The sequence below is a fragment of the Pseudovibrio sp. Ad26 genome (genome assembly GCF_001623285.1).
Lineage (GTDB): Bacteria > Pseudomonadota > Alphaproteobacteria > Rhizobiales > Stappiaceae > Pseudovibrio > Pseudovibrio ascidiaceicola.
Map to the genome: position 1 here is coordinate 207335 of NZ_LMCE01000058.1, position 25732 is coordinate 233066.

Annotated in this window: 24 protein-coding genes; 18 read left to right on the forward strand and 6 right to left on the reverse strand. The window is 51.9% G+C overall.

Annotated elements, in window-relative coordinates:
* Positions 1-43 precede the first annotated feature (43 nt).
* The gene (locus PsAD26_RS13690; protein ID WP_063310865.1) at positions 44-484 is read right to left on the reverse strand and encodes a DUF1801 domain-containing protein; all 441 of its coding nucleotides are present in this window, start codon (positions 482-484) and stop codon (positions 44-46) included.
* A gap of 145 nt (positions 485-629) precedes the next feature.
* Between PsAD26_RS13690 and PsAD26_RS13695 the strand changes: the two genes are divergently transcribed.
* A complete protein-coding gene (locus PsAD26_RS13695; protein ID WP_063310866.1) occupies positions 630-2039 on the forward strand; it encodes a YfcC family protein in 1410 nt (469 codons plus the stop codon).
* Between the two features lie 102 nt (positions 2040-2141).
* Here PsAD26_RS13695 and PsAD26_RS13700 read toward each other — a convergent pair whose 3' ends face one another.
* Positions 2142-2675, reverse strand: coding sequence for a DinB family protein (locus PsAD26_RS13700; RefSeq protein WP_057465351.1), 534 nt, complete (start codon positions 2673-2675; stop codon positions 2142-2144).
* Between the two features lie 494 nt (positions 2676-3169).
* On the opposite strand from PsAD26_RS13700, the gene ndk reads away from it, so the two are divergent.
* Together ndk and PsAD26_RS13710 are read left to right on the forward strand one after the other, a co-directional pair.
* Entirely contained in the window at positions 3170-3592 is a 423-nt protein-coding gene (gene ndk / locus PsAD26_RS13705) for a nucleoside-diphosphate kinase (protein ID WP_057465350.1), read from the forward strand.
* 221 nt (positions 3593-3813) lie between these two features.
* Positions 3814-4287 carry a heme-binding protein gene (locus PsAD26_RS13710; protein ID WP_063310867.1) on the forward strand — a complete coding sequence of 158 codons (474 nt, stop codon included), beginning with the start codon at positions 3814-3816 and terminating at the stop codon, positions 4285-4287.
* 104 nt (positions 4288-4391) lie between these two features.
* Here the strand turns inward: PsAD26_RS13710 and PsAD26_RS13715 are convergent, their stop codons facing one another.
* Positions 4392-4829: a hypothetical protein gene (locus PsAD26_RS13715; protein WP_063310868.1), complete on the reverse strand. Its 438-nt coding sequence runs from the start codon at positions 4827-4829 to the stop codon at positions 4392-4394.
* A gap of 162 nt (positions 4830-4991) precedes the next feature.
* Between PsAD26_RS13715 and PsAD26_RS13720 the strand changes: the two genes are divergently transcribed.
* From PsAD26_RS13720 to PsAD26_RS13755, 8 genes are all read left to right on the forward strand, one after another.
* A complete protein-coding gene (locus PsAD26_RS13720; protein ID WP_063310869.1) occupies positions 4992-6980 on the forward strand; it encodes an inositol phosphate phosphatase SopB in 1989 nt (662 codons plus the stop codon).
* A gap of 369 nt (positions 6981-7349) precedes the next feature.
* Entirely contained in the window at positions 7350-7961 is a 612-nt protein-coding gene (locus PsAD26_RS13725; RefSeq protein WP_208985679.1) for a TetR/AcrR family transcriptional regulator, read from the forward strand.
* Between the two features lie 238 nt (positions 7962-8199).
* The gene (locus tag PsAD26_RS13730) at positions 8200-8808 is read left to right on the forward strand and encodes a TetR family transcriptional regulator (protein ID WP_063310871.1); all 609 of its coding nucleotides are present in this window, start codon (positions 8200-8202) and stop codon (positions 8806-8808) included.
* Positions 8809-9293: 485 nt separating this feature from the next.
* On the forward strand, positions 9294-9908 hold the full coding sequence (locus tag PsAD26_RS13735) for a hypothetical protein (protein ID WP_063310872.1): 615 nt from the start codon (positions 9294-9296) through the stop codon (positions 9906-9908).
* A gap of 233 nt (positions 9909-10141) precedes the next feature.
* Positions 10142-10735 carry a helix-turn-helix domain-containing protein gene (locus PsAD26_RS13740; protein WP_244278221.1) on the forward strand — a complete coding sequence of 198 codons (594 nt, stop codon included), beginning with the start codon at positions 10142-10144 and terminating at the stop codon, positions 10733-10735.
* A gap of 55 nt (positions 10736-10790) precedes the next feature.
* Positions 10791-11618, forward strand: a complete 828-nt coding sequence (locus PsAD26_RS13745; RefSeq protein ID WP_208985680.1) for a TetR/AcrR family transcriptional regulator — start codon at positions 10791-10793, stop codon at positions 11616-11618.
* 228 nt (positions 11619-11846) lie between these two features.
* Complete coding sequence (locus PsAD26_RS13750; RefSeq protein WP_063288464.1) at positions 11847-12389, forward strand: TetR/AcrR family transcriptional regulator; 543 nt, start codon at positions 11847-11849, stop codon at positions 12387-12389.
* Between the two features lie 223 nt (positions 12390-12612).
* Positions 12613-13176 (forward strand): TetR/AcrR family transcriptional regulator, encoded by a 564-nt coding sequence (locus PsAD26_RS13755; RefSeq protein ID WP_057465341.1) that lies wholly within the window; start codon positions 12613-12615, stop codon positions 13174-13176.
* A gap of 18 nt (positions 13177-13194) precedes the next feature.
* Here PsAD26_RS13755 and PsAD26_RS13760 read toward each other — a convergent pair whose 3' ends face one another.
* A complete protein-coding gene (locus tag PsAD26_RS13760) occupies positions 13195-13812 on the reverse strand; it encodes an HAD-IA family hydrolase (RefSeq protein WP_063310874.1) in 618 nt (205 codons plus the stop codon).
* Positions 13813-14035: 223 nt separating this feature from the next.
* Here PsAD26_RS13760 and PsAD26_RS13765 point away from each other — a divergent pair, with 223 nt between their 5' ends.
* A complete protein-coding gene (locus PsAD26_RS13765; RefSeq protein WP_063310875.1) occupies positions 14036-16129 on the forward strand; it encodes a molybdopterin oxidoreductase family protein in 2094 nt (697 codons plus the stop codon).
* Between the two features lie 237 nt (positions 16130-16366).
* Positions 16367-17629, forward strand: coding sequence for a hypothetical protein (locus tag PsAD26_RS13770; RefSeq protein ID WP_063310876.1), 1263 nt, complete (start codon positions 16367-16369; stop codon positions 17627-17629).
* Between the two features lie 158 nt (positions 17630-17787).
* Here PsAD26_RS13770 and purN read toward each other — a convergent pair whose 3' ends face one another.
* Positions 17788-18441: a phosphoribosylglycinamide formyltransferase gene (gene purN / locus PsAD26_RS13775; protein WP_063310877.1), complete on the reverse strand. Its 654-nt coding sequence runs from the start codon at positions 18439-18441 to the stop codon at positions 17788-17790.
* Entirely contained in the window at positions 18438-19523 is a 1086-nt protein-coding gene (gene purM / locus PsAD26_RS13780) for a phosphoribosylformylglycinamidine cyclo-ligase (protein WP_063310878.1), read from the reverse strand. Before purM ends, purN begins: the two co-directional genes overlap by 4 nt.
* A gap of 34 nt (positions 19524-19557) precedes the next feature.
* Between purM and PsAD26_RS13785 the strand changes: the two genes are divergently transcribed.
* The 5 genes from PsAD26_RS13785 (at position 19558) to PsAD26_RS13805 (ending at position 25720) form a co-directional block, all read left to right on the forward strand.
* Positions 19558-19845 carry a hypothetical protein gene (locus PsAD26_RS13785; RefSeq protein ID WP_063310879.1) on the forward strand — a complete coding sequence of 96 codons (288 nt, stop codon included), beginning with the start codon at positions 19558-19560 and terminating at the stop codon, positions 19843-19845.
* Between the two features lie 84 nt (positions 19846-19929).
* Positions 19930-21021 (forward strand): AI-2E family transporter, encoded by a 1092-nt coding sequence (locus PsAD26_RS13790; protein ID WP_063310880.1) that lies wholly within the window; start codon positions 19930-19932, stop codon positions 21019-21021.
* Entirely contained in the window at positions 21018-21698 is a 681-nt protein-coding gene (locus PsAD26_RS13795; protein WP_063310881.1) for a DnaA/Hda family protein, read from the forward strand. Before PsAD26_RS13790 ends, PsAD26_RS13795 begins: the two co-directional genes overlap by 4 nt.
* Positions 21699-22071: 373 nt before the next feature.
* Entirely contained in the window at positions 22072-24219 is a 2148-nt protein-coding gene (locus PsAD26_RS13800) for an RNA degradosome polyphosphate kinase (protein WP_244278223.1), read from the forward strand.
* Entirely contained in the window at positions 24197-25720 is a 1524-nt protein-coding gene (locus PsAD26_RS13805) for a Ppx/GppA phosphatase family protein (RefSeq protein WP_084403673.1), read from the forward strand. The genes PsAD26_RS13800 and PsAD26_RS13805 overlap by 23 nt, the downstream gene beginning before the upstream one ends.
* Positions 25721-25732 lie beyond the last annotated feature (12 nt).

A 25732-nucleotide genomic window follows, 5' to 3' on the forward strand; every position in this document is an offset into this window, starting at 1 on the left:
ATGCGGATTTGTCCCGATTTGGCAAGGTAAGCGGTTCTCAGGCTTATGCCTTCTTCCCATACCTGAACGCCTCAGCCACAAAATGCTCAACCGCATCACGAGGATAATCGCCATTCGAGGGCACCCACAAACACCGGTTTCCCTCAAATGAGAGCTCATCGCCATAAAGCGCGCGCATGTCGGCGATGAGCGTTGTCTGGCAATGAACAAACAGCCCGACCTGATTGCCAAATTTGGGCTTCCAATGCAGGCGTACGCTGGTGCCGTCGTGTTTGGGCAAAGGACGGTAGGATGGCTCGCCCCATTTCAGGGTCTCAGTGAAAGAGGAAGGGCCAAAGAGACGCTGGGCGCAGTCCAAAATTAAAGAACGCAGCTCCAGTAGGCGCACGCGTTTGTCCTCCGGATAAGCACTAAAGGTGGCAGCAACATCCTCTGGAAGAGACGACCCATCAACCTCCACAATGATCTTCTTTGAAGATCCCATAAAACCACCTCAGAAATTAGGCCAGATGCAACGGAGAAAAGCGCTTTGTTCTCCCCTTGAAAAGGGGAGTGCCAAACAGCAGAATTCGCAGCTTTAATCACAAGCAACGCAAAGGACGGTCACCACCATCATTCGGGCGCTTCTCATGTCAAAATCCAGATTCCCCACCGCGTTTACAATTTTGTTCACGCTAACGATTCTGGTTGCAATAGCAACCTGGTTCATACCGGCGGGCACATATGATCGCACGTTGAACGCAGAGCTGGGTAAGGAAGTGCCGGTGCCAGGCAGCTATCACGAAGTGGCAAGAAACCCGCAAGGCCCCATAGATGTTCTCATGGCGCCGATCGCCGGCCTCTATAACCCCAAGACCGGACAGGCCAATGCCATCAATGTTGCCGTCTTTGTGCTGGTCATCGGCGGTTATCTCATGGTGGTCAAGCGTACCGGAGCAATCGATGCCGGAATAGCTCATGTCATGCTGGCGCTAAAAGGGCGGGAGAGATTGATGATCCCCATCCTGATGGCCCTGTTCGCTTTAGGTGGCACAGTTGATGGTATGGCAGAGGAAACGCTGGCTTTCTATGCCCTTGTGATCTCCATCATGATCCGGGCAGGGTACGATTCTCTCACTGGTGTCGCCGTGATCATGCTAGGTGCGGGCATGGGAACGCTGGGCTCAACCATCAACCCCTTCGCCACCGCCATAGCCTCAGATGCGGCGGGCATTCCGTTTACCAAGGGCATGGGCCTAAGGCTCATGATCCTTGCGATAGGCTGGGGCTTTTGCGTGTTCTGGGTCATGCGTTACGCTGCCAAGGTCAAAGCGGACCACTCCAGGTCCCTGACTGCGGATATGCAAAAAGACAACGAAAAGCACTTCCTGCATGGGGTGACCATAGATGAACTGCCGCAGTTCACCCACACACACGCCAGAGTGCTGGTCATCTTTGCGGCTTCATTCGGCATGCTGGTCTATGGCGTGTCCGCGCTGGGCTGGTGGATGGCCGAAATGTCGACCTTGTTTCTCGGTTCATCCATCTTGATTGCCTTCATCACCCGTATGGGAGAGCACGCCTATATAGACAACTTCCTTGATGGCGCGAAGGATCTTCTGGGCGTCGCGCTCATTATTGGTGTGGCACGCGGCATTGTCGTGGTCATGGACGCGGGCTCAATTACGGACACCGTGCTCCACTGGTCAGAGCAAGTCCTGAGCGGACTGAGCAAAGTTGCTTTCATTAACGTGGTCTTTTGGCTGGAGCTGATGTTGTCGTTCTTCGTCCCATCCTCATCAGGGCTGGCCGTTCTCTCCATGCCCATCATGGCGCCGCTTGCAGGTTTTTCAAATGTAGGGGCGGAGTTTGTCGTTACAGCCTTTCAATCAGCCAGCGGATTGCTGAACCTGTTCAACCCAACTTTTGCTGTGGTGATGGGCGGTCTGGCGATTGGGCGCGTGCCTTACCATACATGGCTGCGCTTCTGTATGCCGTTGGTGATCATGCTGTTTGTGCTGATCACGCTGGCGCTCTCACTGAGCGTATATGCGGGCTGACAAAAAAAGCAGTTTGCCTGTTCAGTGAGAACGGCAAACTGCTTTATGTTTTGCATTCAGGGAGAGACAAGAGGACCTCCACTGAACCGGGGGAAGGATCGATCAGGCGGTAATCATGTCCTCTTCTTTCGCCATCCATTGACCTGTCTCACGCTGGAAGTAGATCATGTCCAGCGCCGCTGGAGTGCGACCCAACTGGGTCAGCATCGCGTGCACCTGTCCGCGGTGGTGGGTCTGGTGGTTGAAAAAGTGGAACAGCGCCGCGCCAAGGGGCTGCTGCATCACCAGCGGCTTGCGCACAGTGCGATAGATCATGGTGCGTAGGAAATCTTTCTCCTGCATCTGATCAATCACCGAGCAGATACGGTCGTCCAACAGACGGCGCTTTTCCTGCAAGGTTGCAAGGTCACCAGTCAACTGTTCGTCAAGGCTGTCAATCGGGTCGCCCTGGCCGGTAAAGCGATAGAGCCAGACCTTATCTGCCACATACTGGTGATCCATGGTGCCATGAATGGAATTGAAATAAACGCCAAGATCACGGTGGTACTCTTCCGCAGTGATCTGGTCGCATTCCTGAAGCAATAGATCGTTAGCCCACTTGTTATAGGAGGCATACATTACAAATGCTGCTTTCATAGGGGTGTCCTCTTGCTATGTCTGTTGCAAGAACAATGCACGCCTTTGAACCTCTATAAATTGACCCACCTCAAACAAAACCAGCAGCAGGGGGAGACGTGTAGTCGCAACCCGAAAGACGTATCTGGCCCATGCAGAGTCAGAACGTGTTGGAACCTCAACTCTTTTCGCCAAAAGCCTGCATTCGCGACATTGCCTCCTTGGGAAAACCTCCCCTTAAAATCAAAGGGGGCCATAAGGAAGAGACGGGAGGGGTGCCTCGGAGCAGGGCTGATAACAGCATTACAACCGTCATCAATGAGTCATAATCGCCTGTTTTCTGCAGTTTTCACGCAGGACAACGTGGGAATACGGATATACCCTCTTGCTTTTTAAGGGAGAGTTTAAGTATATCTCGCGCGAACCTTTGTGGCGCTTTGTTAAGGCGCTACAGGAAAAAGATTTTTAATGAGAGCTGCCCTTCGCAAGCTCGTGACAAACTGCAGGTAATAACGATGGCGATTGAACGCACGTTTTCCATGATCAAGCCGGACGCAACCAAACGCAACCTGACCGGTGCTATCACCGCTAAGCTCGAAGAAGCTGGCCTCCGCGTTGTTGCATCCAAGCGCGTTTGGATGTCCCTGCGTGAAGCAGAAGGTTTCTATGCAGTACACAAAGAGCGTCCTTTCTTTGGTGAACTGACAGAATTCATGTCTTCCGCTCCAACCATCGTTCAGGTTCTGGAAGGCGAAAACGCAATCGCGAAAAACCGTGAAGTCATGGGCGCTACCAACCCCGCAGATGCTGCTGAAGGCACCATCCGTAAGGAATTCGCTCTGTCCATCGGCGAAAACTCCGTACACGGTTCTGACGCTCCTGAAACAGCTGCTGAAGAAATCGCTTACTGGTTCTCCGGCACCGAAGTCGTAGGCTAATCTAGCTCATCGATTTCAGCTGTCTGCTGAATTCAAAAAAGGCCCGCTTGATGCTTGATTGCGTCAGGCGGGTCTTTTCTTGTCAAAAATTCCATCGTATCGGCAGACGGTTCATAAAAGTTACTGGATAAACTCAGGTTTGCGCTGGGCACCCTTGCTTCGGACACAATTTTAAAATTAAGTCCGCGCGCACGTGGGAAAACGGAACGCGAGATAAATTCATGAATATTAATGCAAAATCGCTTCTTTTAGGGGCATCTCTGGCACTGGTGGCAAGCGCGGTAACCGCTCAGGACCATACCCGTCCTTATTTGAGCCTTGATGCTGCAGGCAAAGGCGTAAGCGCCTGTGTGGCTCTGGCAAAGGAAAACGGTTGGAACATGTCCATCGTTATTCTGGATCGGGGAGAGGATGTTGTGGCGTCTGCACGCATGGATGAGGCTCTGCCTGCCAGCTACAAAGGCGCAACGCTCAAGGCAAACACATCTTTGTCCTGGGGCATGCCAACAGAGCAGGTGAACGAGGTTCTGGAGAAGGCACCGGTCTTCAAACAGTTCCCGGGTATTTTGGGCATTGCAGGTGGCCTGCCAATCATTGTGGGTGAAAGTGCTCTGGTGGGTGGTATCGGTGTTGCGGGCAGCTCCATGGAAAATGACGCAGCCTGCGCAAAGGCTGCTGTAGAAGCCATGCGCTGATCTCAGCAAACCGAGTGAATTTAGCAAAGCCAGTTCCGTTTGTGCGGAGCTGGCTTTGTTTTTACGCTATCTCTGTCTCAAAGGCACGAGGCAAGCCTCAGGAGTTACATCCACATTTTCGGGTGGTCCTGGCCTGACAACTCAGGGGCCGCACCGGCTTTCACTTCTGCATACCACTCTGAGACCTGAAGGAAGACCGGAAAAACCTGCTTCAGATGCGTCACGTCAATGTCGCTGTCTGGAATGCGGATTTCGCCATAGGCTGAGGAATGAGCAACCTCAAGGCCAAAGGTCAGATTATAACCAGCCACATCAAGCGTATTGCTGTTTTGCAGCAGTTCCGTGAGAACGCGGGTATCAGTCGGCAAGTCATTGAAGAGAATGCGGAGCACGCACGTTTCAGTAGTCTGATCAAAGCCGAATACCAGAGAAAAATTCTGATTAATTTCAAGCACGAGTTCGCCGTCAAGGTCATCCTCCAGCATCGGGCTTAAATCAATGCTTTCCAGAAATTCATTAGCGGCTGTTTGAAAGTTCGACACGGGTGCTCCTTTAAACGGGATGTTTGATTTGAACTCTGTCTAACAGAGACAATCAACCCACAGGCGTGCCAAAGGGCACATCACGCCTCTCAGCTTTCCATATGCTTTGTCTCAAGAACGCGCTCAAAGCGCCGCTAAAAGACAAAACTAAGGGAACTAGGCATGGGAATTCCGACGGTCGCGGCATCGACAACTGTCCAACCTATTGAAAATACATCTGTAAATCAGGTAAACACCAATACCTCTGAAAACACAGCTGCAAAATCAACTGAAGTGCGGAGCCATGATGGTGGCCTGTATAAAATTGTTGCTTATGTCAGAGAAAAACTCTCCAGCTCTTCCCATCACAGCCTGGCAGCACGTGTAAACACTCCGGCAGAAGGCAGAGAGACCGAGAGTGTCTTTGCTCGCGTCAAAGCCTTCTTCACCGGTACTTCACGCGCATCCCAAGCAGAAACCGCTCCGGCTGCAACAGGTGCCACCAAGCAGTTGGTGAACGCAAAAACTGCGGAATTTACTGAAAATAACAAGAGCCTTGCTACATCGGTCGAAAACATCAAGGAACGAGCTGATACCCATGTAAAACCAGCCGCAAAGTATGCTGTTGCAGAATTGCTGAGTGCTGGGGTTCGTGGAAACAGTGATGTCTTTGAGATCAAAGCAGAAGTGGGCATCAAGGCGGCGTTCAATCGGTTGGATGCAAAGATTGCAGAACATCCTGATGATATCAAAGGTATCGCTAAAGCCTCTAAAGCGCTGAACAAAGATATCCAGAAGGAAGTCATCTCAGCTTATAAACTGGCTGCGTCTACTGAAGGAACGACGCTCTCCAAGAGTGAGGTCAAAGCGCTGAAGAAGGACTTTCAGCAACATATGTCCGCACATATCACCCAGACCCTGAACACGACAAAGGACAACTGGCAAACCACCACGGAGACCGTCAAACTGGATGCCGCAACTCAAAGAGAACTGGGCGCTTCTGGTGATGCCACACCGACGGAGCGCACGTTCACAGCTACCACCACACCTGCCGCAAAACTGGGTGCGTTGGAGGTTGGTTATCAGACCAGTGAAAAGCACGGCATCAGCTCCACGGCAACATCAGAGACAGAGCACGCCGTCAATCTCTGGGTCAGCGAACTGAAAGGGGACACCACGTCTTACGCTGCAGTCCGCCACGGTGTGAACTACCCGTTCGGCGTCAAGCATAATGCTGACTTGGCTAAAGAGGGCGCGGACAACAGAACTCGGGAAGTGGTAACAGCAGCGGCGTCCACGAAGACCTCTGACATTGTTCAGTGGCGTGCAGATCATCCAAATGGAGAACCGTTCCCACTGAAGATTGTTTCAACCTCACTGCTGACCGCTGCGTCCAAAGCAAAAACCTATGAGACTGGCCAGCAAAAAGCGTGGGACCGAATTCAGGGCGAGCAGACCATTAAGGTCGATCTGCCGGATGTGGGCGTGACGGAAGTCAAGGTAGAGGTCGAAGTGCTGCCGTTCAGCATGGGTGTCAATGGTTTCGCGAAACTGGGACTGTTCTCTGGGAGCATCGGAAAGCATCTGGGCGATCGTCTCACCGGCTGGAAATGGGCAGACAACCACAATGAACCGCTGATTGGTAAGCTGGATGAAATGGTCGATCAGGCTAAAGCCGATGCAGTCGAGGCCAACGATCCAGGTAAAGTCGCCCGTCTCGAAAGTTATAGTACCCAGCTGCATGAGGCGGTCAATGATGGCAAGCAGCGCCGTTCCGCAGGCAATGCATACGGTGTCGCTGTGCTGGTAAACCTGATCGCCAATGAAACCGGAGCCGTTCCTGCAATCAACTGCATGTCCGGCAAGGATCGCACAGGTTATCTGGATGCCGCCGTCAAAGCGCGTCTCATGGAAGTAGAGAGCCTGAACGCAGGGCGCGCAGAAAATGAGAAGTCTCTTGTACCTCAGATCTACGGCCAGCGGACTGAAGCACAAAACGCGCTGATGAGCCTGTCCTCTGAAGTGATGGGCGGTAAGACTGTACAAAAAGCATGTACCGGCGTTGCTGGTTATAAGGTCGGTGAAGGCGGAATGTTTAAAGTTCAGGCCAACCTGGACAACGTGCTCGATTCCAAAAGCCTGCTGGGCCTCTCTGCGGCTGTTAAGGCGTAACCAACGCTACACCGCAAAGCGAAAGCAACATCAAGAGCGGCCTCAGTGCCGCTCTTTTTTATGAGGCGAGGTAGACGATTTCCTGATTTCATACGTAATAGTGGAAGCTGAGCACTGGATCTCGTTATCTCTGTGATTTTGGGGTACGCCTCTGCAGATCGCAAGGGGTTGCGACAATCTGTCATTATACCTTAGCCGGAGAGACAGGCGTGAAAACACCGCAAAATGGGCCACGGGCTTTTGCATAACAGTTTGATATGCATCAGTAATGTGTGGGTGAAGGCGGTGATATAATGCCAGAAACCTAAGGAATACCCTTGGTAAAACTATGATTGATTAAAATTTCAATCAATATATATAGTGATCGCTATGGAAATGGAAAAAGCCCCCCGCGGTCGACCCCGTCGGTTGGATAAAGATAAAATACTGGAGATCGCAAGTATCCTGTTCTGGCAACAGGGCTATGAAGCGACTTCGATAAATGAGCTAGTCACTGCCATGGGTATTACACCACCAAGTCTATATGCAGCGTATTCCTCCAAGGAGGAACTGTACCTGGCTGCAATCGACAGGTATTCGGCAAGCTATGGCCGGCAAATGCTGTCTGGCCTTGCTCTGCATTCCTGTGTTTATGAAGCGATCCGGACCGTTCTTTATGAATGTGTGGAGGTTTTCGTCGGTGGAGACCATCCTTCTGGTTGTATGATCGCCACCGGATTGGTCGAAAGTTCTAATGCTCAAGGCGCATTGGCACGTAAATTGGCTGATTTGCGCCAGCAAACCATCAAGATCATCGCCGATAAGTTTAAAGCCTGTGAAACCCAGTTCGTCGAAGGAACTGACCTTCCGGCCCTTGCCAGCTTCTTTGGTGCCACAATTCAAGGCATGGCTGTCCAGGCAAGAGACGTTAACTGCCCGACAGAGCTACATAAAATCGCAGAACACAGTTTGAGCGTATTACAGGCATCTCGCCGTTTCTGATAAAAGAAATGGCGCAAAAATTGCGTTATTTGGCGTGTGTTGCTAATAAAATTACGCAATCACGCCATTTTTATTTTGCAATATTACGCAAACTAAAGAATGTCATTTACATAATATATCAGAGTATCGCGAATGATTATATTAAGGGTGTTTCCCATGCACTCTTGAGTTTGTTGTTCCAAGTCTCCCGTCACCTATGCTTTTGGTATGGATTGCCCAACACCAAGGGAGGCTGACGATGGATAGTGATACCATTAACTTCACCGAGACGTTCCCGCAGTCAATGCAGGAAGCACTCAAAGCATCCCTCAAAGTATTCTGGCGCCTCGGTGTCCATCGCACGTCTATTGATGATGTGTGCCGACAGTCCGGTGTTTCCTATCATTTCCTCAATGAGAACTTTGAGAGTAAAGAACACCTCTATCGCACTGCAGTGATGTGGTATCTGGATCAGTACGGAAGACAGCTCCTGTCAGAGTTCGCGCTTCACTCCAATCCTACAGAAGCTCTGCGCGGTGCGCTCTACGAATGCATCGGGCTGTTCTGCAACAAGCAGTGTGAGCACGCCAAGCTGCTGTCTTATGCACTGGCAGCAGTCAACAACAGCGATCGGATCCTGATCTCGGAGCTACTGTCACTGCGCCGCAAGGTCTACGCCACCATCTTAGTGAAGCTGAACGGCAATAAGACCCACTTGAAGGATACAGCAGACATACCCGTACTGGCGCGCTTTTACATCACATCACTCAGAGGCCTCGCCAGTCAGGCAGCAGACGGCATCCCAAGCGATGAGCTCTACCGCGTGGCAGATTTAAGCCTGGAGCTGCTGGAAGCCTACCGAAAATGAGTACGCCCAGCACACTCCCACCCAAGAGCCTGACAGAAATGAACATCTGTCAGGCTCTTTTTTTTGGTGAGGGTGCCTGTCAACTTTTGTCGCCCTTGAGTTGTATTTTTTTAGAAGGCTTTTTGTGTTGAGAGATAAGGGCAGGGAATAATGGCCCATCGTAGCGCACCGCTTTAATCTGGTCACGTAATCGCCCTGATTGCTTTTGTAACAAGCTGCGTTACCAACACGACAAAATATCAAAGTCTCGCCACAATAGATGACAGCAGACGCAAGGTCATGCAGCCTTCGCAGAATGAGAGTTCCGTAAAATTCAGCCTAATATTTTTACATGGCCACAGATGGTTACATCATTTTTCACTAAAGCTGAGACAAACCGATCCTCTTTGTTAAGGATGAGTTCCGTTCGCGTGAGGGTAAGTTGTTGCATACATAAAAGAGCTTAAGATTGAAGGCTCGCTCAATAGAGATACGGGAGATTTTCGATGCAAATCGAGACCGTTAAAACGAACCAGCCGACACCGATCAGTTTGACAAAAACTTTTGTAGCCTCCATCCATGAGTTCTCAAATTTTGGGGTGGAAGCAACATCGCTGGAGCAAATCAGTACAGCGACGGGCGTCCCAACCGAGCGTTTATCCCAAACCTTTCATGACACCGCTAATCTGTTCTCCAATGTGGTCAAATGGTACTTGACCAGATACGAGCACCAGATCCTCTCCGGTTTCGCTATGCATTCCAACCCAGTCGAAGCCATCCGCATTGCCCTTTACGAATGCATTGAGCTGTTTTGCGAGGATGACTGCCCACATGGCAGTTTGCTCTCTGTTGAGCTTATGGAGATTTCGGATGCCGACGGCGTTATCTCCAAAGAAATGGCGCACCTCAAAGAGCAGGTCCACGGACGCATCTATCAAAAACTGGAGAACTGCAAACAGCGCTTCGCCTCGGGTTTTAGACCCAATGAGCTTGCGGAATTCTATACCGAAGTCATGGTTATTCTCATCAAGCAGGCCTGTGATGGGGTAGATCGCACCGACCTATATAATCTCGCTGATGCCAGCCTTGAAAGATTGGAGAACCAGCCTGTCATACACTAGTGCGTGTGAGCAAAAACAATCAGAACAAGCGGACTGGCAGCCCTCAGTGTCAGCCCGCTTTTTTGTAAGATAGAACGCTCAAATCCGGCGCGAAATGAGGCTGCGAAAAGGCGAAATACTCAATTTGTCCGGATCTTGTCTATCAGGCCTTAATCGTAATTTTCCTAGTATTAATAATCGGTTGTTCTTTATCCATGGCGGCGTAATATGTACTTATGCCTATCAAGGATGAAATGCACGTGGAAACAATATCTCCGGACATCGAGGCCATGTTAGAAGCCTCTGTCAAAATGTTTTGGAAGCGCGGCTATGAATCCACTTCCCTAGATGATGTCGTGGACGCTATGGGTGTTCCTCATGAGTTCGTAGAAGGGGCATTTTCCAATAAGGAAGAACTCTATGCAGCAGCCACAAGGTGGTACCTGCAAAACTATGGCCGCAGGCTGCTTTCGGGCTTTGCCATGCATTCCAACTGCTGTGATGCCATTCGTGTCGCCCTTTACGAATGTATTGATGTGCTCTGCGATAAAACAGAGTCAGACGGATGCCTTCTGTCATCTGGCTTACTGGAGATCTCCACTCAGGATAGCATTCTGACCAGAGAGATTACTGATCTGCGCAACACCATGGTGGTTGCGATCACGCGCAAGCTTACTGATTGCAAAGAAAGCCTCAAGACCGGTACTGATATCGAAACGCTTGCCCGCTTTTATGCAGCAACTCTGCAGGGACTGGCCAGTCAATGTAAGGATGGCGCCAAAAAAGAACAGCTCTATCGCGTGGTTGATATGAGCATGAAAGTTCTGGATTCCTACCGCATCAATTAAAAGGTTATCTTTATGTTCTCTGTCGATATGAGATTTGGAACATAGGGTGAACATAATGAATTTTGAGGCGTGCCAGGGCACTTCAAAAGATAACCCAATCGCGATCGTTTCTAATCCTTTACAGATGGTGAAAGTTATAGGCGCAGTAAGCCCTATGTCTTTGCAATGTTGTTTCCCATGTGACCAAAACAGCGTTGAGGAGACCCGCCGACACCATATACTCGCGGCTATGAGACCGTGCGATAAGATAGAAGGCGGAAACGTATCTCCTGAAGCGGAAAGGCTCTTCGACCAGTGCGTCAAAGTCTTTCTCCTCAAGGGCTACGAAACCTGCACTCTGGATGATATCGGTGAAGCAGCTGGATGCTCGGGAGACTGCGTGAAGGAACACTTCACGTCCAAGCAGGAACTCGCAGCTGCAGCCATGCGCTGGTACTACATCAAGTACAGCCGCCACATGCGCGCAGAAATGGCCATGCACCAGGACATCTATTCGGCCATGGAAGCGGTGTTGTTTGCCTTCATCGAAATCAGCTGCGATCAGGTCCATGCCAACAAAGGCCTGTTTGTCCGCACGTTCATTGACATTTCCAACGTTGATGAGTTCGTCAAAAACTCCTTCGAGGAACTGCAGGATGATTGGGAACATCAGGTTCTCGACAAGTTCAAGCAGTGCAAGCTGGAGCTCAAGGACGACGCCGACATCGAGGTGTTGGCACACTACTTCCTGACAGTGATTGAAGGCCTTTATGAGCTGATCAAATACGGAACCCCGTGTGATCTGATGTACAAGGTTGCAGTTGTGAGCCTCGGCGTTCTGGAAGCGCATATGAAGACCGGCCAACCCAAGAAAAAGAAGGGCTCCAAGAAGAAATCAAAGTGAGTGACCCTGACTTCTCACCGCCCATTGCCTTAGCTCTTTACAGAAGATGAAAGAAATCCACCAAGACAGGAGAGACCTCTTCTGTACTCATTTCCCATAGCGGGAGAACGAGATTGCTGCCCCCCACCCAAAACGTATACTGGCGCCATGTCCTCATTAGATCCCATACGCGATGGTGAATTGTCACCTGAACTCGAAACCGCCTTAGATTCCTGCGTGAAGGTTTTTATGCTGCAAGGGTTCCAGCATTCCACATTGGAAGACCTTGCTGTTGCAAGCGGAAGCTCAAGAGACTTTATCGAGAAGCATTTTGCCACCAAAGAGCAGTTTTGTGCAGCTGCCATGCACTGGTACTTCTCCAAATTCTATCGCCAGCTCCGGTCTGTGCTCGCGCTCCACTCAGAACTTTACCCGGCAGTTGAAGCTGTGCTTTACGAGTTTATTGAACTCTCCCGGGAGCAATATGATGCTGGCACGGCCATGCGGTTCCATACCCTCATGGACATTGCTGAGCTGGATCCGGAATTGTCGGAGGAGCTGCGCAAGATGAAGCTCGAGGGCATGGAGCACTTCATCTACAAATTCACCCAGTGCAAAGGCGAGCTTCAAACCGATGATGAAGCCACATCACTGGCCAAGTTCTACGCAACGATCTTTGAAGGTCTCTCCATCATGGTACAGCACGGCATGTCCCATGAAGACCTTTACAAAATGGCAAATCTAAGCCTGGAAGTGCTGGCCAACCATTTGAAAAAAGGCATCAATTTCTGAAGACGTTTCTCCGTAGAATGATGGCTGCTTCTCAGGTGAAGACACGCAAGACCTGTAAACTCAAAAACACGACGCATCAGGTTCAAATCCTTCCATTGCTTTTAAGGGTCTCTTTGCACTGCCACGGTTCTTCTTTGCAGACCTGACACTGCGCTCATATATTAGAATGGCGTTCTAACTTGAGATAGAGCGGTACTCTCGTCAGGGTTGGAATGGTGTTCTAGTGGCCAATGAAAACAACAGATATCAATCCATACTGGATGCTGCGCTGGAGCTGTTTTTAAAACAGGGCTACACAAGCACCTCGATTGCACAAATCCGCAACAAAAGCGGAGCGACGACTGGCAGCATCTATCACTTCTTCAAGGGAAAACCGGATATCGCCGTCGCGCTATGGGATCAGGCCGTCGCCGGTTGGACCAGAGAGACACGCAACACACCTCAAACCGCCAGCGCTGAAGACACCATCAAAGCCTCCGTCAATGGCTTGCTGCGGTGGGGCAGTGCCAATCCTGATCTGTTCCGCCTCTTTGAGGAGCTGAAGGTCAAAGCCCAGACGGAAGATGAGTTCGAAACCATCAAGCAACAGATGGAGAACGTTCATTTGCAGGGAGAGGCGCTCTATGCCACCTGGCAAGTGCTGGGAGCTGTAAAACCCATCCCATGGTCCGTTGCCTCCGCGCTCATCGTAGGTCCAGCCTATACGCTGTTAAGCACAGAGCGGGTTGTCTGTGATAAAGACAGGCAGTTTCTGGTGAAGATGGCATGGGAAGCGGTGAGGAAGTAAGAGACCCACTAAGATGCACTAAAACGACCCAAGCACCTTGATGATCTGCTCGCGGGTGTTGGGAGTAAAGTGCAGCGCCCGCCACCCCATATCCAACGCGGACATAATGTTCTCTTCCCGGTCGTCAATCAAAAGCATCCGGTTGGCAGGAACCTTAAGGGCCTTGGTAACATGTATGAAAAACTCGGCGCTGGGCTTGGCCACCCCCATACGCCCGGAGGCAAACACCGTCTCCACACGATCCTTGTAACCCATCTGTTCTTCGATGTAGCGCGTACGCCGCGCCCCGTTGTTGGTCGCAATCACCTGGCGGACATGAGTCTTGGTAAGCTTGCGCATTAAGGCCAGCAGATCAAAGTCCGGGTGGGCGTCCTTTTCAAACCAGTACAGCAGGAAATGATCAAGGTCGCCGGGATAGCCGGTCTTATCCGCCCAACGGGAGAGAAGGTCTCTGAGATCCTCATGCCCAACCAGAACCTCGTTAAAGTCATCCGTAAACATCTCCTGAGCAAAGGTGTACCATGAGATGCCGAGATCCTCTTCAAACTGCTGCACCCAGATAAAGCGGTCATTGATAATGTTACGATTGAGAACCCCGTCAAAATCCCACGCAATTACGTCGATATCCTGCAACATGGACTGCCTCAAGCTTCAAACCATTCCCTATGAAAGACCAGAACAGGCACCTCTTGCAAGCATTAGGAAATATAGGAACACCGCAAAGACCGTGCAGGACCTCAAGAAATCGTCAATTCAAGAATTTTTTGCCTGCGCTTTCTTGACAATTTGAGTGTTACCCGCGATCTGTCTGTGCAACGAGAACAAGTCTAGAACACCAGTTTTATTGAGTACGCCACGCATGTCTAAGCCCGAAAAACCACAAAGGTTTGCCTCCGCATGTCCACACGATTGCCCGTCCACCTGCGCAATCGAGGTCGAAGTACATGCAGATGGGCGTGTAGGCCGTATTCATGGCACCCGTGACAACGACTATACCGCTGGCGTCATCTGTGCCAAGGTTGCCCGCTATTCTGAGCGCTTGCATCATCCTGACCGCCTGACCAAACCTTTGCGCCGCACAGGGCCGAAAGGCTCCGGCCAGTTCGAAGAGATCAGTTGGGAAGAGGCACTCCAGGAAGTCTCAGAGAAATTCCTGGAGGCTGAGAAGAAACACGGCCCACAAACCGTCTGGCCATACTTCTTCGCCGGCACCATGGGTCTTGTACAGCGCGACAGCATCAACCGCCTGCGCAACGCCAAAAGTTATTCCGGCATGTACCAGACCTTCTGCACCAACATGGCGTGGACTGGCTACATCGCTGGCACCGGCAAGCTCGCTGGGCCGGACCCGCGCGAAATGGCGCTTGCCGACGCTGTTGTGATCTGGGGCACCAACCCGGTGGCGACGCAGGTCAACGTCATGACCCACGCCATCAAGGCCCGCAAGACCCGTAAAGCCAAGATCGTTGTCATCGATGTCTATAAGACCGAGACCATGAAACAGGCAGACATCGGCCTTGTCCTGAAACCGGGTTCCGACGCCGCACTCGCTTGCGCTGTCATGCATGTTTTGTTCCGCGATGGCTATGCCGACCGCGCTTACATGGAAATGTACGCCGACGCACCTGCCGAACTGGAAGAGCACCTGAAGACCCGCAGCCCTGAGTGGGCCAGCGAGATCACAGGTCTTTCCGCAGAGCAGATCGAAGAACTCGCAAAGCTGGTTGGCGAAACAAAGAAAACTTATTTCCGCCTTGGCTACGGCTTCACCCGCCAGCGCAACGGCGTGGTTTCCATGCATGCCGCCAGCTGTATCGCGGTTGTTGGCGGTCACTATCAATATGAGGGCGGCGGCGCGTTTCATAACAATGGTGCCATCTACGGTCTCAACATGGCCATGGTCGAAGCCCACTCGCTCCACGACAGCTCCATCCGCAAACTCGACATGTCTCAGGTAGGCCGGGTTCTTACAGGCGACAGCGAAGCGCTCATGGATGGCCCACCAGTCACCGCCATGTTGATCCAGAACACCAATCCGGTGTCTGTAGCTCCTGAGCAAACCCTCGTAAAAGAAGGCTTTGCCCGCGAAGACCTGTTCACCGTGGTCCACGAGCAGTTCATGACTGAAACCGCGCTTATGGCCGATATCGTCCTGCCAGCAACCCAGTTTCTGGAACATGACGACATCTACAAAGGCGGCGGACACCAGAACCTCCTGTTCGGTCCAAAACTGGTCGACGCCCCGGGCGAAGCCAAACCGAACCTTTATGTGCTGAACGAACTGATTGAACGTCTCGGCGGTGAAGATCACGAAGCACACAAAATGACCTCCCGCGAGCACATCGACTGGATGCTCAAAAACTCCAAGTATCCGGGTGGCTTGAGCGAGCTGGAAGAAAACCGTTGGCTCGACTGTCAGCCAGACTTCAATGAAGCACACTACATAAACGGCTTTGGCTATGAGGACGGCAAGTTCCGCTTCAAGCCGGACTGGGCAAAGGTGCCTGCACCAAACAACGGTCCAATGGGCCCATGGCAGCAAATGCCAGCCTTGCCGGATCATTGGGACATCAACGAAGCGCCGACCAAGGACTATCCGTTCCGCCTCGCCACATCTCCTTCACGCTCGTTCCTGAACTCCACGTTCAACGAGACACCAAGCTCTGTGAAGAAGGAAGGCCGCCCAACAGTCATGCTGCACGCGGAAGACGCAGCCGCGCTGGGCGTGGAAGAGGGCGACAAGATCATCCTCTCCAATCACCGCGGCGAAGTCATCCTGCACGCCTCCGTGGGCGATCGTCCTCAAAAGGGCACACTCATTGCAGAAGGCATCTGGCCCAACGCAGCGCACGAAGGTGGCAACGGCATCAACACCCTCACCAGCGCCGATCAGACAGCACCGTTCGGCGGCGCCGCCTTCCACGACATCCACGTGGCGGTGCGCAAAGCGTAACGCAGTTATCCTTGACATATTGAAGGGGACGATACCGCTCCTTCAATAGGCGTGGACGACAAAAGTGATGATTTTCCTCAGTTCACAAAAATTGAACGCATATGTGAACAAAAAAGAGCCCCCATAGTACTAAGCGACACTCTTAACTCCGCCAGGAATCGTAAAGTAGTTCCACTTAGCGAGTTCTGATTGAATTTGATAACTCTGCGTCAAATTCATAATAATAAAGGGTGTGCAATGAGCGGATTAACTATTGGTAACTCTAGTAATTTTCACGGTGCTGTTGAAAATCTGGTAAATCAGGCTCGTGTCGAGCATGCGACCTCGTTAAATCTAAATACTGATGACTTGATCGTTTCTATTGGCAGTAAACAAGGCAATCCGCAGACAGGGGAACGGATTTACTCTGTTGTGGTTGACACGCCGCAGCACAAGCGTGGTTTGGGGGATAATCTTAAATCTGCAGCAAGTGCGTTGTCGCATGGCCGCCTTGCCAATGTGAAGCAATCTCTCTCCGACGCGACAAAAAACATCGGGAACCTTCTGGGACGAACCCAAAGTGCTCCGGAACAAGCGAAAGAAAACTGGGCTCCCTTTCTGGAACTTGCAGAGCAGACGATTGCAGACACAATAAAGCACGCCTCATCCGGGACCGAGCGTCTCGTTGACCTGAAAGCGATGATGGCCGGTATTCAAGCGAGCGTTTTTGACAGGACTGAGTTCAACGAGCACGACGGATCTCATCGCACACTGGGGGATGTCGCCAAAGTCGATATCCGCAGCCTGAAAGCTTTGGATGCTGCTGTCTCCAGCGCTCAGGGGCGCATTTTGGGCTACGCAAGCAGCACCCGAACCGCTGAGGTCTCGGGCTCTGGCGTGCAGCAAACGCCTCTTTACGACACTCCGCGTCTGCCAGCACAGTCTCTATACGATACCCCTCGTATACCGCCTCAGCCTCTCTATGATACCCCACGCCCACAACCGCATCACTACGATGTACCGCGGTCACAGCACCCATACGACCATCTGGAGCCAAAGGCGACTGCGGCCCCAACATACGACGAAGTGCATACCGGCACCGCCTTACAGAATGTGGAAGCACAGAGTTTGGGTGAGAACACTGAAAGCTACTCCGCGCGGCGTACTCTGGAAATCACGAACCGCAACTTCGGAACCAACTTCCAAAGCCTGGATGAGCTAAATAAATTCATGGAAGGGAAGGACGTCTACATCGACGGCTACATGGCTCAGTTGCAGACGACAGGAGAGTTCAAAACCTTCGAGTCATATTTCGCTCAGTTCAACAGGCCAGCACCTCATACATCTCAGCAGGTAACGCCACCAGCAGAGTCCAATGTCAACTATGCTGATCTGGAAACAGCACCTGACGAAGATGGTATCGAGCAGCCAGAAGTTCAGACCGAGCGCAGCGCGAAGGACCAGTCCAAGATGGTGAAACTCGAAGATTTGGTTCTGCAGGAGGGTGAAGTTCTGATCTGATGTTTTTGACAGGCGGTAGCTTGCTACCAACTCCGCTTTGAACGCAGAAAAAACGCAAATCGCGCAAACGAACGCACATAGCAACGCAAACGAAAAAAGGCCGGAGACAGATGCGTCTGCGGCCTTTTGTGTCTCTCTTTAAAAAGAGCCTTATCCTATTAGCAAATAAGACTTTCTTCCGTTTGTTCTTCGCCTTCAATCTTCACGCGAAAGCCATCAACGGAAGCTTTGCCGCTGGCCACTGCCTCCAAAGCCTTCGGGTAGATCTCATGCTCGACAGCCAGCACACGCGCAGCAAGATCATCCGGGTTATCCCCGTCCAGAACGGGGACAGCACCTTGCGCAATGATCGGACCCACATCCATTTCCGCCGTAACAAAGTGCACGGTCGCACCATGAATGCGAACGCCTTCCTTCAACGCTCGCTCATGCGTATGCAGACCCGGAAAGCTCGGCAGCAGAGCAGGGTGGATGTTGATCATCCGGCCTTGCCACTGGCTCACAAACCACGGTGTTAGCAAGCGTAAAAAGCCAGCCAGAACAAGCAGTTCAACATTGTTCTCTAACAGCTTGGCATGCAGGTCACGCTCAAAAGCTTCACGGTCCTTGCCATAAAGCTTGTGGTCCAGCGCAAAGGTCGCAAAGCCTTCGTCAGTGGCACGTTCCAACCCTTTTGCGTCAGGTCGGTTGGACCCCACCACAACGATTTCCGCTGGATAATCAGGGGCTTTTGCTGCCTCAATAAGAGACAGCATGTTGGAGCCACGCCCTGAAATCAAAACACCAACGCGTTTTTTAGGCTGCGTGCTCATTTGGCAAAACCTAGCGAGCCATCAAACACAACCTGCTCGCCGCCATCCTGAGCAGCTTCCAATTTGCCAAGCGTCACAACTGTTTCGCCTTCACGCTCAAGCACTTCGCGAACAGCATCCGCTTTGTCAGCAGCAACTGCTACCACCATGCCAACACCACAGTTAAAGGTGCGCAACATCTCAAACTGCTCAATACCGCCCGTTTCAGCCAACCAGCCAAACACAGCAGGAGAGGAGATTGCAGAAAGATCAATCCGTGCAGCAAGCCCTTCTGGAAGAACGCGCGGCAGGTTCTCAGGAAGACCACCACCAGTGATGTGTGCCAAGGCTTTGATGCCTTTGGTTTCTTTAATCGCGGCCAGCAGTGGCTTTACATAAATGCGGGTCGGCTCCATCAGCGCTTCGCCAAGCGTCTTGTCAGTATCAAACGGCGCTTTGTCAGCCCATGTCAGGCCGGAGACTTCAACGATCTTGCGAACCAGAGAGAAGCCGTTGGAGTGAACACCGGAAGAAGCCAGCCCAAGCAGAACGTCACCTTCGCCAATATCCTTGGACGGCAGCAGCGTTCCGCGCTCAGCAGCGCCAACAGAAAAACCAGCCAGATCATAATCGCCAGCTGCATACATGCCCGGCATTTCCGCCGTTTCACCACCGATCAGCGCTGCACCGGAGGTCTTGCAGCCCTCTGCAATCCCCGCAACAACGTCGGTCGCCATGTCCACGTCCAGCGCGCCAGTGGCAAAATAATCAAGGAAGAACAGCGGCTCAGCACCTTGCACAACAAGGTCGTTCACACACATGGCCACCAGATCTATCCCCACGCCGCTATGCACGTTGGTGTCGATCGCAATCTTCAGCTTGGTGCCCACGCCATCATTGGCCGCCACAAGAACAGGGTCTTTAAACCCGGCGCCTTTCAGATCGAAAAGACCGCCGAAACCACCAATGTCACTGTCAGCACCTGGGCGACGCGTTGCTTTAACCAATGGGCTGATCCGCTTGACCAGTGCGTTCCCGGCGTCGATATCGACCCCCGCTTGTGAGTAGGTAAGGCCGTTTTTACCGTTCTGGTCCTGGCTCATAGATACTGCTCCGCATCGTCAAGAGTGTAGCGGCATGACCGCCTATGTAATTTGGCGGCATAAAAACAAAACTGCAGGGAATTGCAAGGCCGAAAGGGGAAGGAAACCACGCTGGTATCTCAGAAAAACGCAGATCTGTGCAGAACCAGCTAAGCTTTTGCAAATTAATGCGGCTTTGAAAAACTCTTCATTTGAGGGAAAGTTTTTCACCTCTCTCACAGCTTCTCCGAAATTAAGCGGGCGAAAAGGTGGAGTAGCTACTCTGGCAAACCTGATGCTGCGACTTGACGTAATCAACCTATGGAAACTACAACCAACTTAAATTTCAAAGATGCCTCTGCGAGCGACCGCGCTACCGGATAACCGGCAAGTTGATGGGCTCCATGCCTCCATCTGGAGATAGTTTATGAGTACAAACAAACGGTTATTCTTCTGGTTGCTGGCTTTTACGGCCTTCATCCTGTTCTTGTCGGTGTTTCAAAGCATCCTTCTGCCGTTTGTCGCAGGCATGGCCTTGGCCTACCTTCTCGATCCAATCGCGGATTATTTGGAAAATCATGGGTTTGGTCGTATCTGGGCAACCGTCACGATCCTGCTGATATTCCTGATTGTGTTTACCGCAGCGCTGTTGATCCTCCTGCCAATTCTTGGCAAACAGCTGATCGCATTTCTGGAGTATCTGCCAGAATTGGCCGGAAATCTGGAAGCCTTACTGCGGGAGAGCCTTGGGCCGCAAATGGACAGACTTGCCAATCTGTCAGGGCAGACCAATAAAATCGATTGGGGTGCTTTCGTCGGTCAGGCTGCAAACTTCGTTGGGGGACTGCTGTCGTCCATCTGGAGCGGTGGACAAGCGCTCATCTCTATCATCGGTCTTGCTGTTGTCACACCGGTTGTCGCGTTCTATCTCCTGCTCGACTGGGACAATATGATTGAACGCATCGACAGCTGGCTACCAAGAGACTACCAGCAAACCATCCGCACACTGGCAAGTGATATGGATTCAGTGGTGGCCGGATTTGTCCGCGGTCAGGTGATGATGTGCCTGATACTGGGCACGTTCTACGCTGTCGCACTGTTGCTTGTTGGTCTCAAATTTGGTCTCTTGATCGGTCTCACAGCTGGTCTGATCAGCTTCATTCCTTATGTCGGTGCAATTGTCGGTTTTGGTCTGTCAATTGGTGTTGCTTTGGTCCAGTTCTGGCCTGATTATTTTATGATCGGAGCAGTGCTGGGCGTATTTGTTGTGGGTCAGTTCTTGGAAGGAAACGTCCTTCAGCCCAAACTTTTAGGTGGAAGTGTCGGTCTTCACCCTGTCTGGCTCATGTTTGCACTGTTCGCTTTTGGTTCTTTAATGGGATTTGTGGGGATGTTGATAGCAATTCCAGCTGCAGCAGTGGTTGGGGTACTAGCAAGATTTGCTCTCAGGCAATATCTTGCAAGTTCGCTATATGCAGGTCACTACAAAAATACCAATAAGACGGAAGGACTGGAATGACAGGATCGACAGGGCCACAACAATTGCCTTTGGTCTTGCCCCATGAGGAGGCTTTGGGGGTTGATGATTATCTGGTTTCAACGTCAAATCAGGCTGCATTCAATCTAATCACCAACTGGCCGGAATGGCCATCTCCGATCGTGACCCTTCAAGGGCCGATTGGTTCGGGTAAAACGCATCTGGTCAACGCGTGGCAAGAGCTCAGCGGTGCACAGATCGTGGGCGGAGATGAACTGGAGTATCTCGACCTGACAGCGCTGGCGGAAGCCGGCCCGGTCGCGGTTGAAGACCTGCATGCAGGTTTTGATGAGGCATCTTTGTTCCATCTGTTCAACGCAGTGCGCCTGACGGGCGGCAACATGTTGATGACCACCCGCGAGTGGCCAAGCACATTTGACCTAAAAACCAAAGATCTGGCGTCCCGTTTTCGGGCAGCGACCCCGGTGCAGGTGGATGAACCCGATGACATGTTGCTCGCAATGGTCATGACCAAACATTTTTCAGATCGTCAGGTAACTGTTGACTCCAGTGTGATAGATTATCTCGTGATAAGAATTGAACGGTCACTGGATGCAGCGCGCAACGTTGTAGACATGCTGGACAGACACGCATTGGCGAAGGGTCGTAAGATTTCTCGCGTCATGGCCTCCAAAATTCTGGAGAGCATGGGCGAGTAGGTACTAGGCGTATCTCCGAAAAGTGGTTGCCGGTTTTCGATTCAAGATACGCCACTAGAAAAAGCGTATCTGCGGAAAGTGATTATCTGCTTTTGGGTGTAGATACGCCTGTAAATAATGCTGAGAGCTTGCTGCCGGAACGCAACATGCTCTAAGCTTTATTTTCCCGTCAAAAATGTGTGGTCTAAATGACCAGAATCATACAACGGCTAGCGCAATCGCCAGATAATCTGAGGGCGAGGTGCGCCCATACAGGTGACCCGGTCCACGGGCTGCGGAGGTACATGGAATGAATGAGTTTACGGAAATGAACGCTTTGGAAGATGAGACCACTGACACCGCAGATTTTGAGGTGAGTGCAGGGCTGGCTCTGATGCAAAAACCGGAGCGCTTTGTAAACCGTGAACTCTCGTGGTTGCAGTTCAACCGCCGTGTTCTGGAAGAATCCATGAACCCGAGCCATCCGCTTTTGGAGCGGCTCCGGTTCCTGTCCATCTCTGCCAACAACCTTGATGAGTTCTTCATGGTGCGTGTTGCCGGCCTGCGCGGTCAGCAGCGGGCGGATGTGACAACCATTTCCGATGATGGATTGACCTCGACGGAACAGCTGGAGCAAATTTCTGTTGAGGTAAGCAAGCTTCAAAGTGAGCAGCAAGCTCGCTTCCGCCAACTGCGCTCTGAGCTGGCAGATGAAGGCATCTTCATCGTTGAAGCACAGAACATGAGCCAGGCCGAAACGGATTGGCTGGAAGATTATTTCCTTCAGCATATTTTTCCGGTTCTGACACCTCTGGCCATTGATCCGGCTCATCCTTTCCCGTTTATCCCGAATTTGGGCTTTTCGCTGATCCTAGACCTGCGCCCGGTGGATGGAGGCGCTGGCATGACTGCGCTGCTGCGCATGCCAAGCCAGATTGGTCGTTTTGTTGTTCTGCCAACACCGCGTGATGCCGGGCCAAAAGCGACGCGTTTCATTCCGATTGAGACGATCATCTCGTTGTTCATCGGCAATCTCTTCCCGGGATATGAAGTTTGCGGCAAAGGCGCGTTCCGCGTATTGCGCGACTCCGATTTGGAATTAGAGGAAGAAGCGGAAGATCTGGTGCGCGTTTTTGAAACCGCCCTGAAACGCCGCCGTCGCGGGTCTGTGATCCGCATGGAAATTGACGAAAGCACACCAGAAAGTCTGCGTGCCTTCGTTGCAAATGAGCTTGAAGTCACCAAAGAGGAAACCTTTCTTGCCAACGGGCTTTTGGCGCTGAATGACCTGTCTCAGGCTGTGAACGTCAAACGCGACGACCTCAAGTTCCCGCCATACACCCCACGCTATCCGGAACGTATCCGCGAACACGGCGGGGATTGTTTTGCGGCTATCCAACAAAAAGACATCCTGATCCACCATCCCTACGAGAGTTTCGATGTTGTCGTCCAGTTCCTCCGCCAAGCCGCTCAGGACCCGGATGTCGTCGCAATCAAGCAAACGCTGTACCGCACATCCAACAACTCCCCGATCGTCAAAGCCCTTGCAGAAGCTGCCGAAGCTGGAAAATCTGTCACCGCGCTCGTTGAGCTCAAGGCCCGCTTTGACGAAGAAGCCAACATCCGTTGGGCGCGAGATCTGGAACGCGCTGGAGTACAGGTCGTCTTCGGCTTCCTTGAGCTGAAAACTCATGCGAAAGTCTCCATGGTTGTGCGCCGCGAGCAGGGCGGTTTGAGAACCTACTGCCACTTCGGCACCGGCAATTATCACCCAATCACAGCACGCATCTATACCGATCTGTCTTACTTTACCGCAGAGCCTGCAATGGCGCGTGATGCTGCTAAGGTGTTCAATTACATCACAGGTTACGCAGAACCGGGCGAACTGGAGCGACTGGCCGTTTCTCCAATGAGCCTGCGCAAGCGCATCATTCAGCACACAGAAGAAGAGATTGCCCACACCAAGGCAGGTCGTCCAGGTCAGATCTGGATGAAGATGAACTCCCTTGTTGATCCAGGTGTCATTGATGCATTGTACCGGGCCAGTCAGGCAGGGGTACAAATTGATTTGGTCGTGCGTGGTATCTGTTGCCTGCGAGCAGGCGTGCCGGGGCTCTCTGACAACATCCGCGCGAAATCAATTGTGGGAAGATTTCTTGAGCACAGCCGTATCTTCTGCTTTGGCAATGGTCACGGGTTGCCCTCTGATGAAGCCCATGTCTATATCTCATCAGCGGATATGATGCCGCGCAATCTGGATCGTCGGGTCGAGACCCTTGTTCCTGTTAAAACGCCAACAGTACACAAGCAGATTCTTGATCAGATCATGGTTGCAAATTTAGAAGATAATCAACAAAGCTGGCGTCTGCTTCCAGACGGTAGTCATGAGCGCATTGTTGCAGAACCAGACGAAGATCCGTTCAACGCACACAAGTTCTTTATGACGAACCCATCTCTGTCTGGTCGTGGCAGCTCGCTACAGGGCGATAGCCCAAAACTTTTTGTAGAACGGCCAAATAGTGACAGATATCTCGACGAGTGATGAGCCTCGAGGACGATTTACAGACCCGGGACCAATAGCAATCATTGATATTGGTTCCAACTCTGTCCGTCTTGTAATTTATGAAAGACTGGCGCGTAACCCGACAGCGTTGTTCAATGAAAAAATCCTGGCAGGACTGGGGCGCGGCGTAGGCGCAACTGGTCGTCTGGGCGAAGAAAATGTTGCCACTGCACTACGTGCCTTGGTGCGTTTTCGCCGTGTCTGTGATCATGTGGGTGTCATCAAACTGCACATTCTGGCAACAGCAGCAGCTCGCGAAGCTGAAAATGGCGCCGAGTTCATTGCAAAAGTAGAAAACATCTGCCGTGCCAACGTTCAGATCCTGTCTGGCCGTGATGAGGCATTCTACTCAGCAATGGGGGTTTTCTCTGGTTTCTGGCGGGCAGATGGCCTTGTCGGAGATTTGGGCGGCGGATCATTAGAGCTGGTCGACATCAGTGCGCACGGCATCGGTGACGGGCGCACATTCCCGCTTGGCGGAATTCGGCTGCAGGAATCCTCAGAAAAAGATCTGGCACTGGCCAATGAGATCGCCCGTGAAGAGCTGGAAAAAGCCGACTGGCTCGGCAAGGCTAAAGACCGCAATTTCTATGCGATTGGCGGAACGTGGCGTTCACTTGGCCGTTTACATCTGTATCAACAAGGCTATCCGCTGCATGTGATGCATGACTACACAGTGCCTGCTGAAGTCATGATTGATTTCTGCGAGCAGCTCATGCGGGATGACCTAAGCAACGAACCAAGCATTCAGGTGATCTCAAAAGCGCGTCGTGGATTGTTGCCATACGGTGCAACAGTGATGCGGCAGACCTTGTTGCATTGTCAGGCAGATCAGGTCGTCTTTTCTGCACTCGGCGTGCGGGAAGGGTACTTGTATGATCAGCTTGATGAAGACGGCAAAAAGCAAGACCCTTTGCTCACAGCAGCCCACGAGTTGGGTGTGCTGCGTGCCCGTGATCCCTCATATTCAGCCGAAGCGGTTGAGTGGAGCGAGCAGGCCATGCGTGTGGCTGGTGTAGACGAAAGCGAAGGCGAACGTCGCCTGCGCATCGCAGCCTGCCAGCTAACGGATATCGGCTGGCGTGCTCATCCGGATTACCGTGGTCAGCAATCACTGAACATTATTTCTAATGGCGGTTTTGTGGGCATTGATCACGCCGGCAGGGCCTATCTGGCACTGACTGTGTTTTATCGCTACGAAGGCCTGATGGATGATGCGCTGTCGCCTGCTATTCGCAGCCTAAGTAACCCGCGTCTTATGAAACTCGCGCGTATGCTTGGTGCGACGCTACGTGTTGCAGCGTTGATCAGCGCTTCCATGAATGGCGTATTGCTCAAGAGCAAGTTGTCGCTGGTGAACGACAAACTCGTACTGGCTCTCCCAGCAGAACTTGCGGACATGCAAGGGGATCGTTTGACCAAACGCCTGAACCAACTCGGGCGCGTTATGGATCTGGAAGCCGAAGTCAGAGTGCTCTAGGAAATCTGAGAC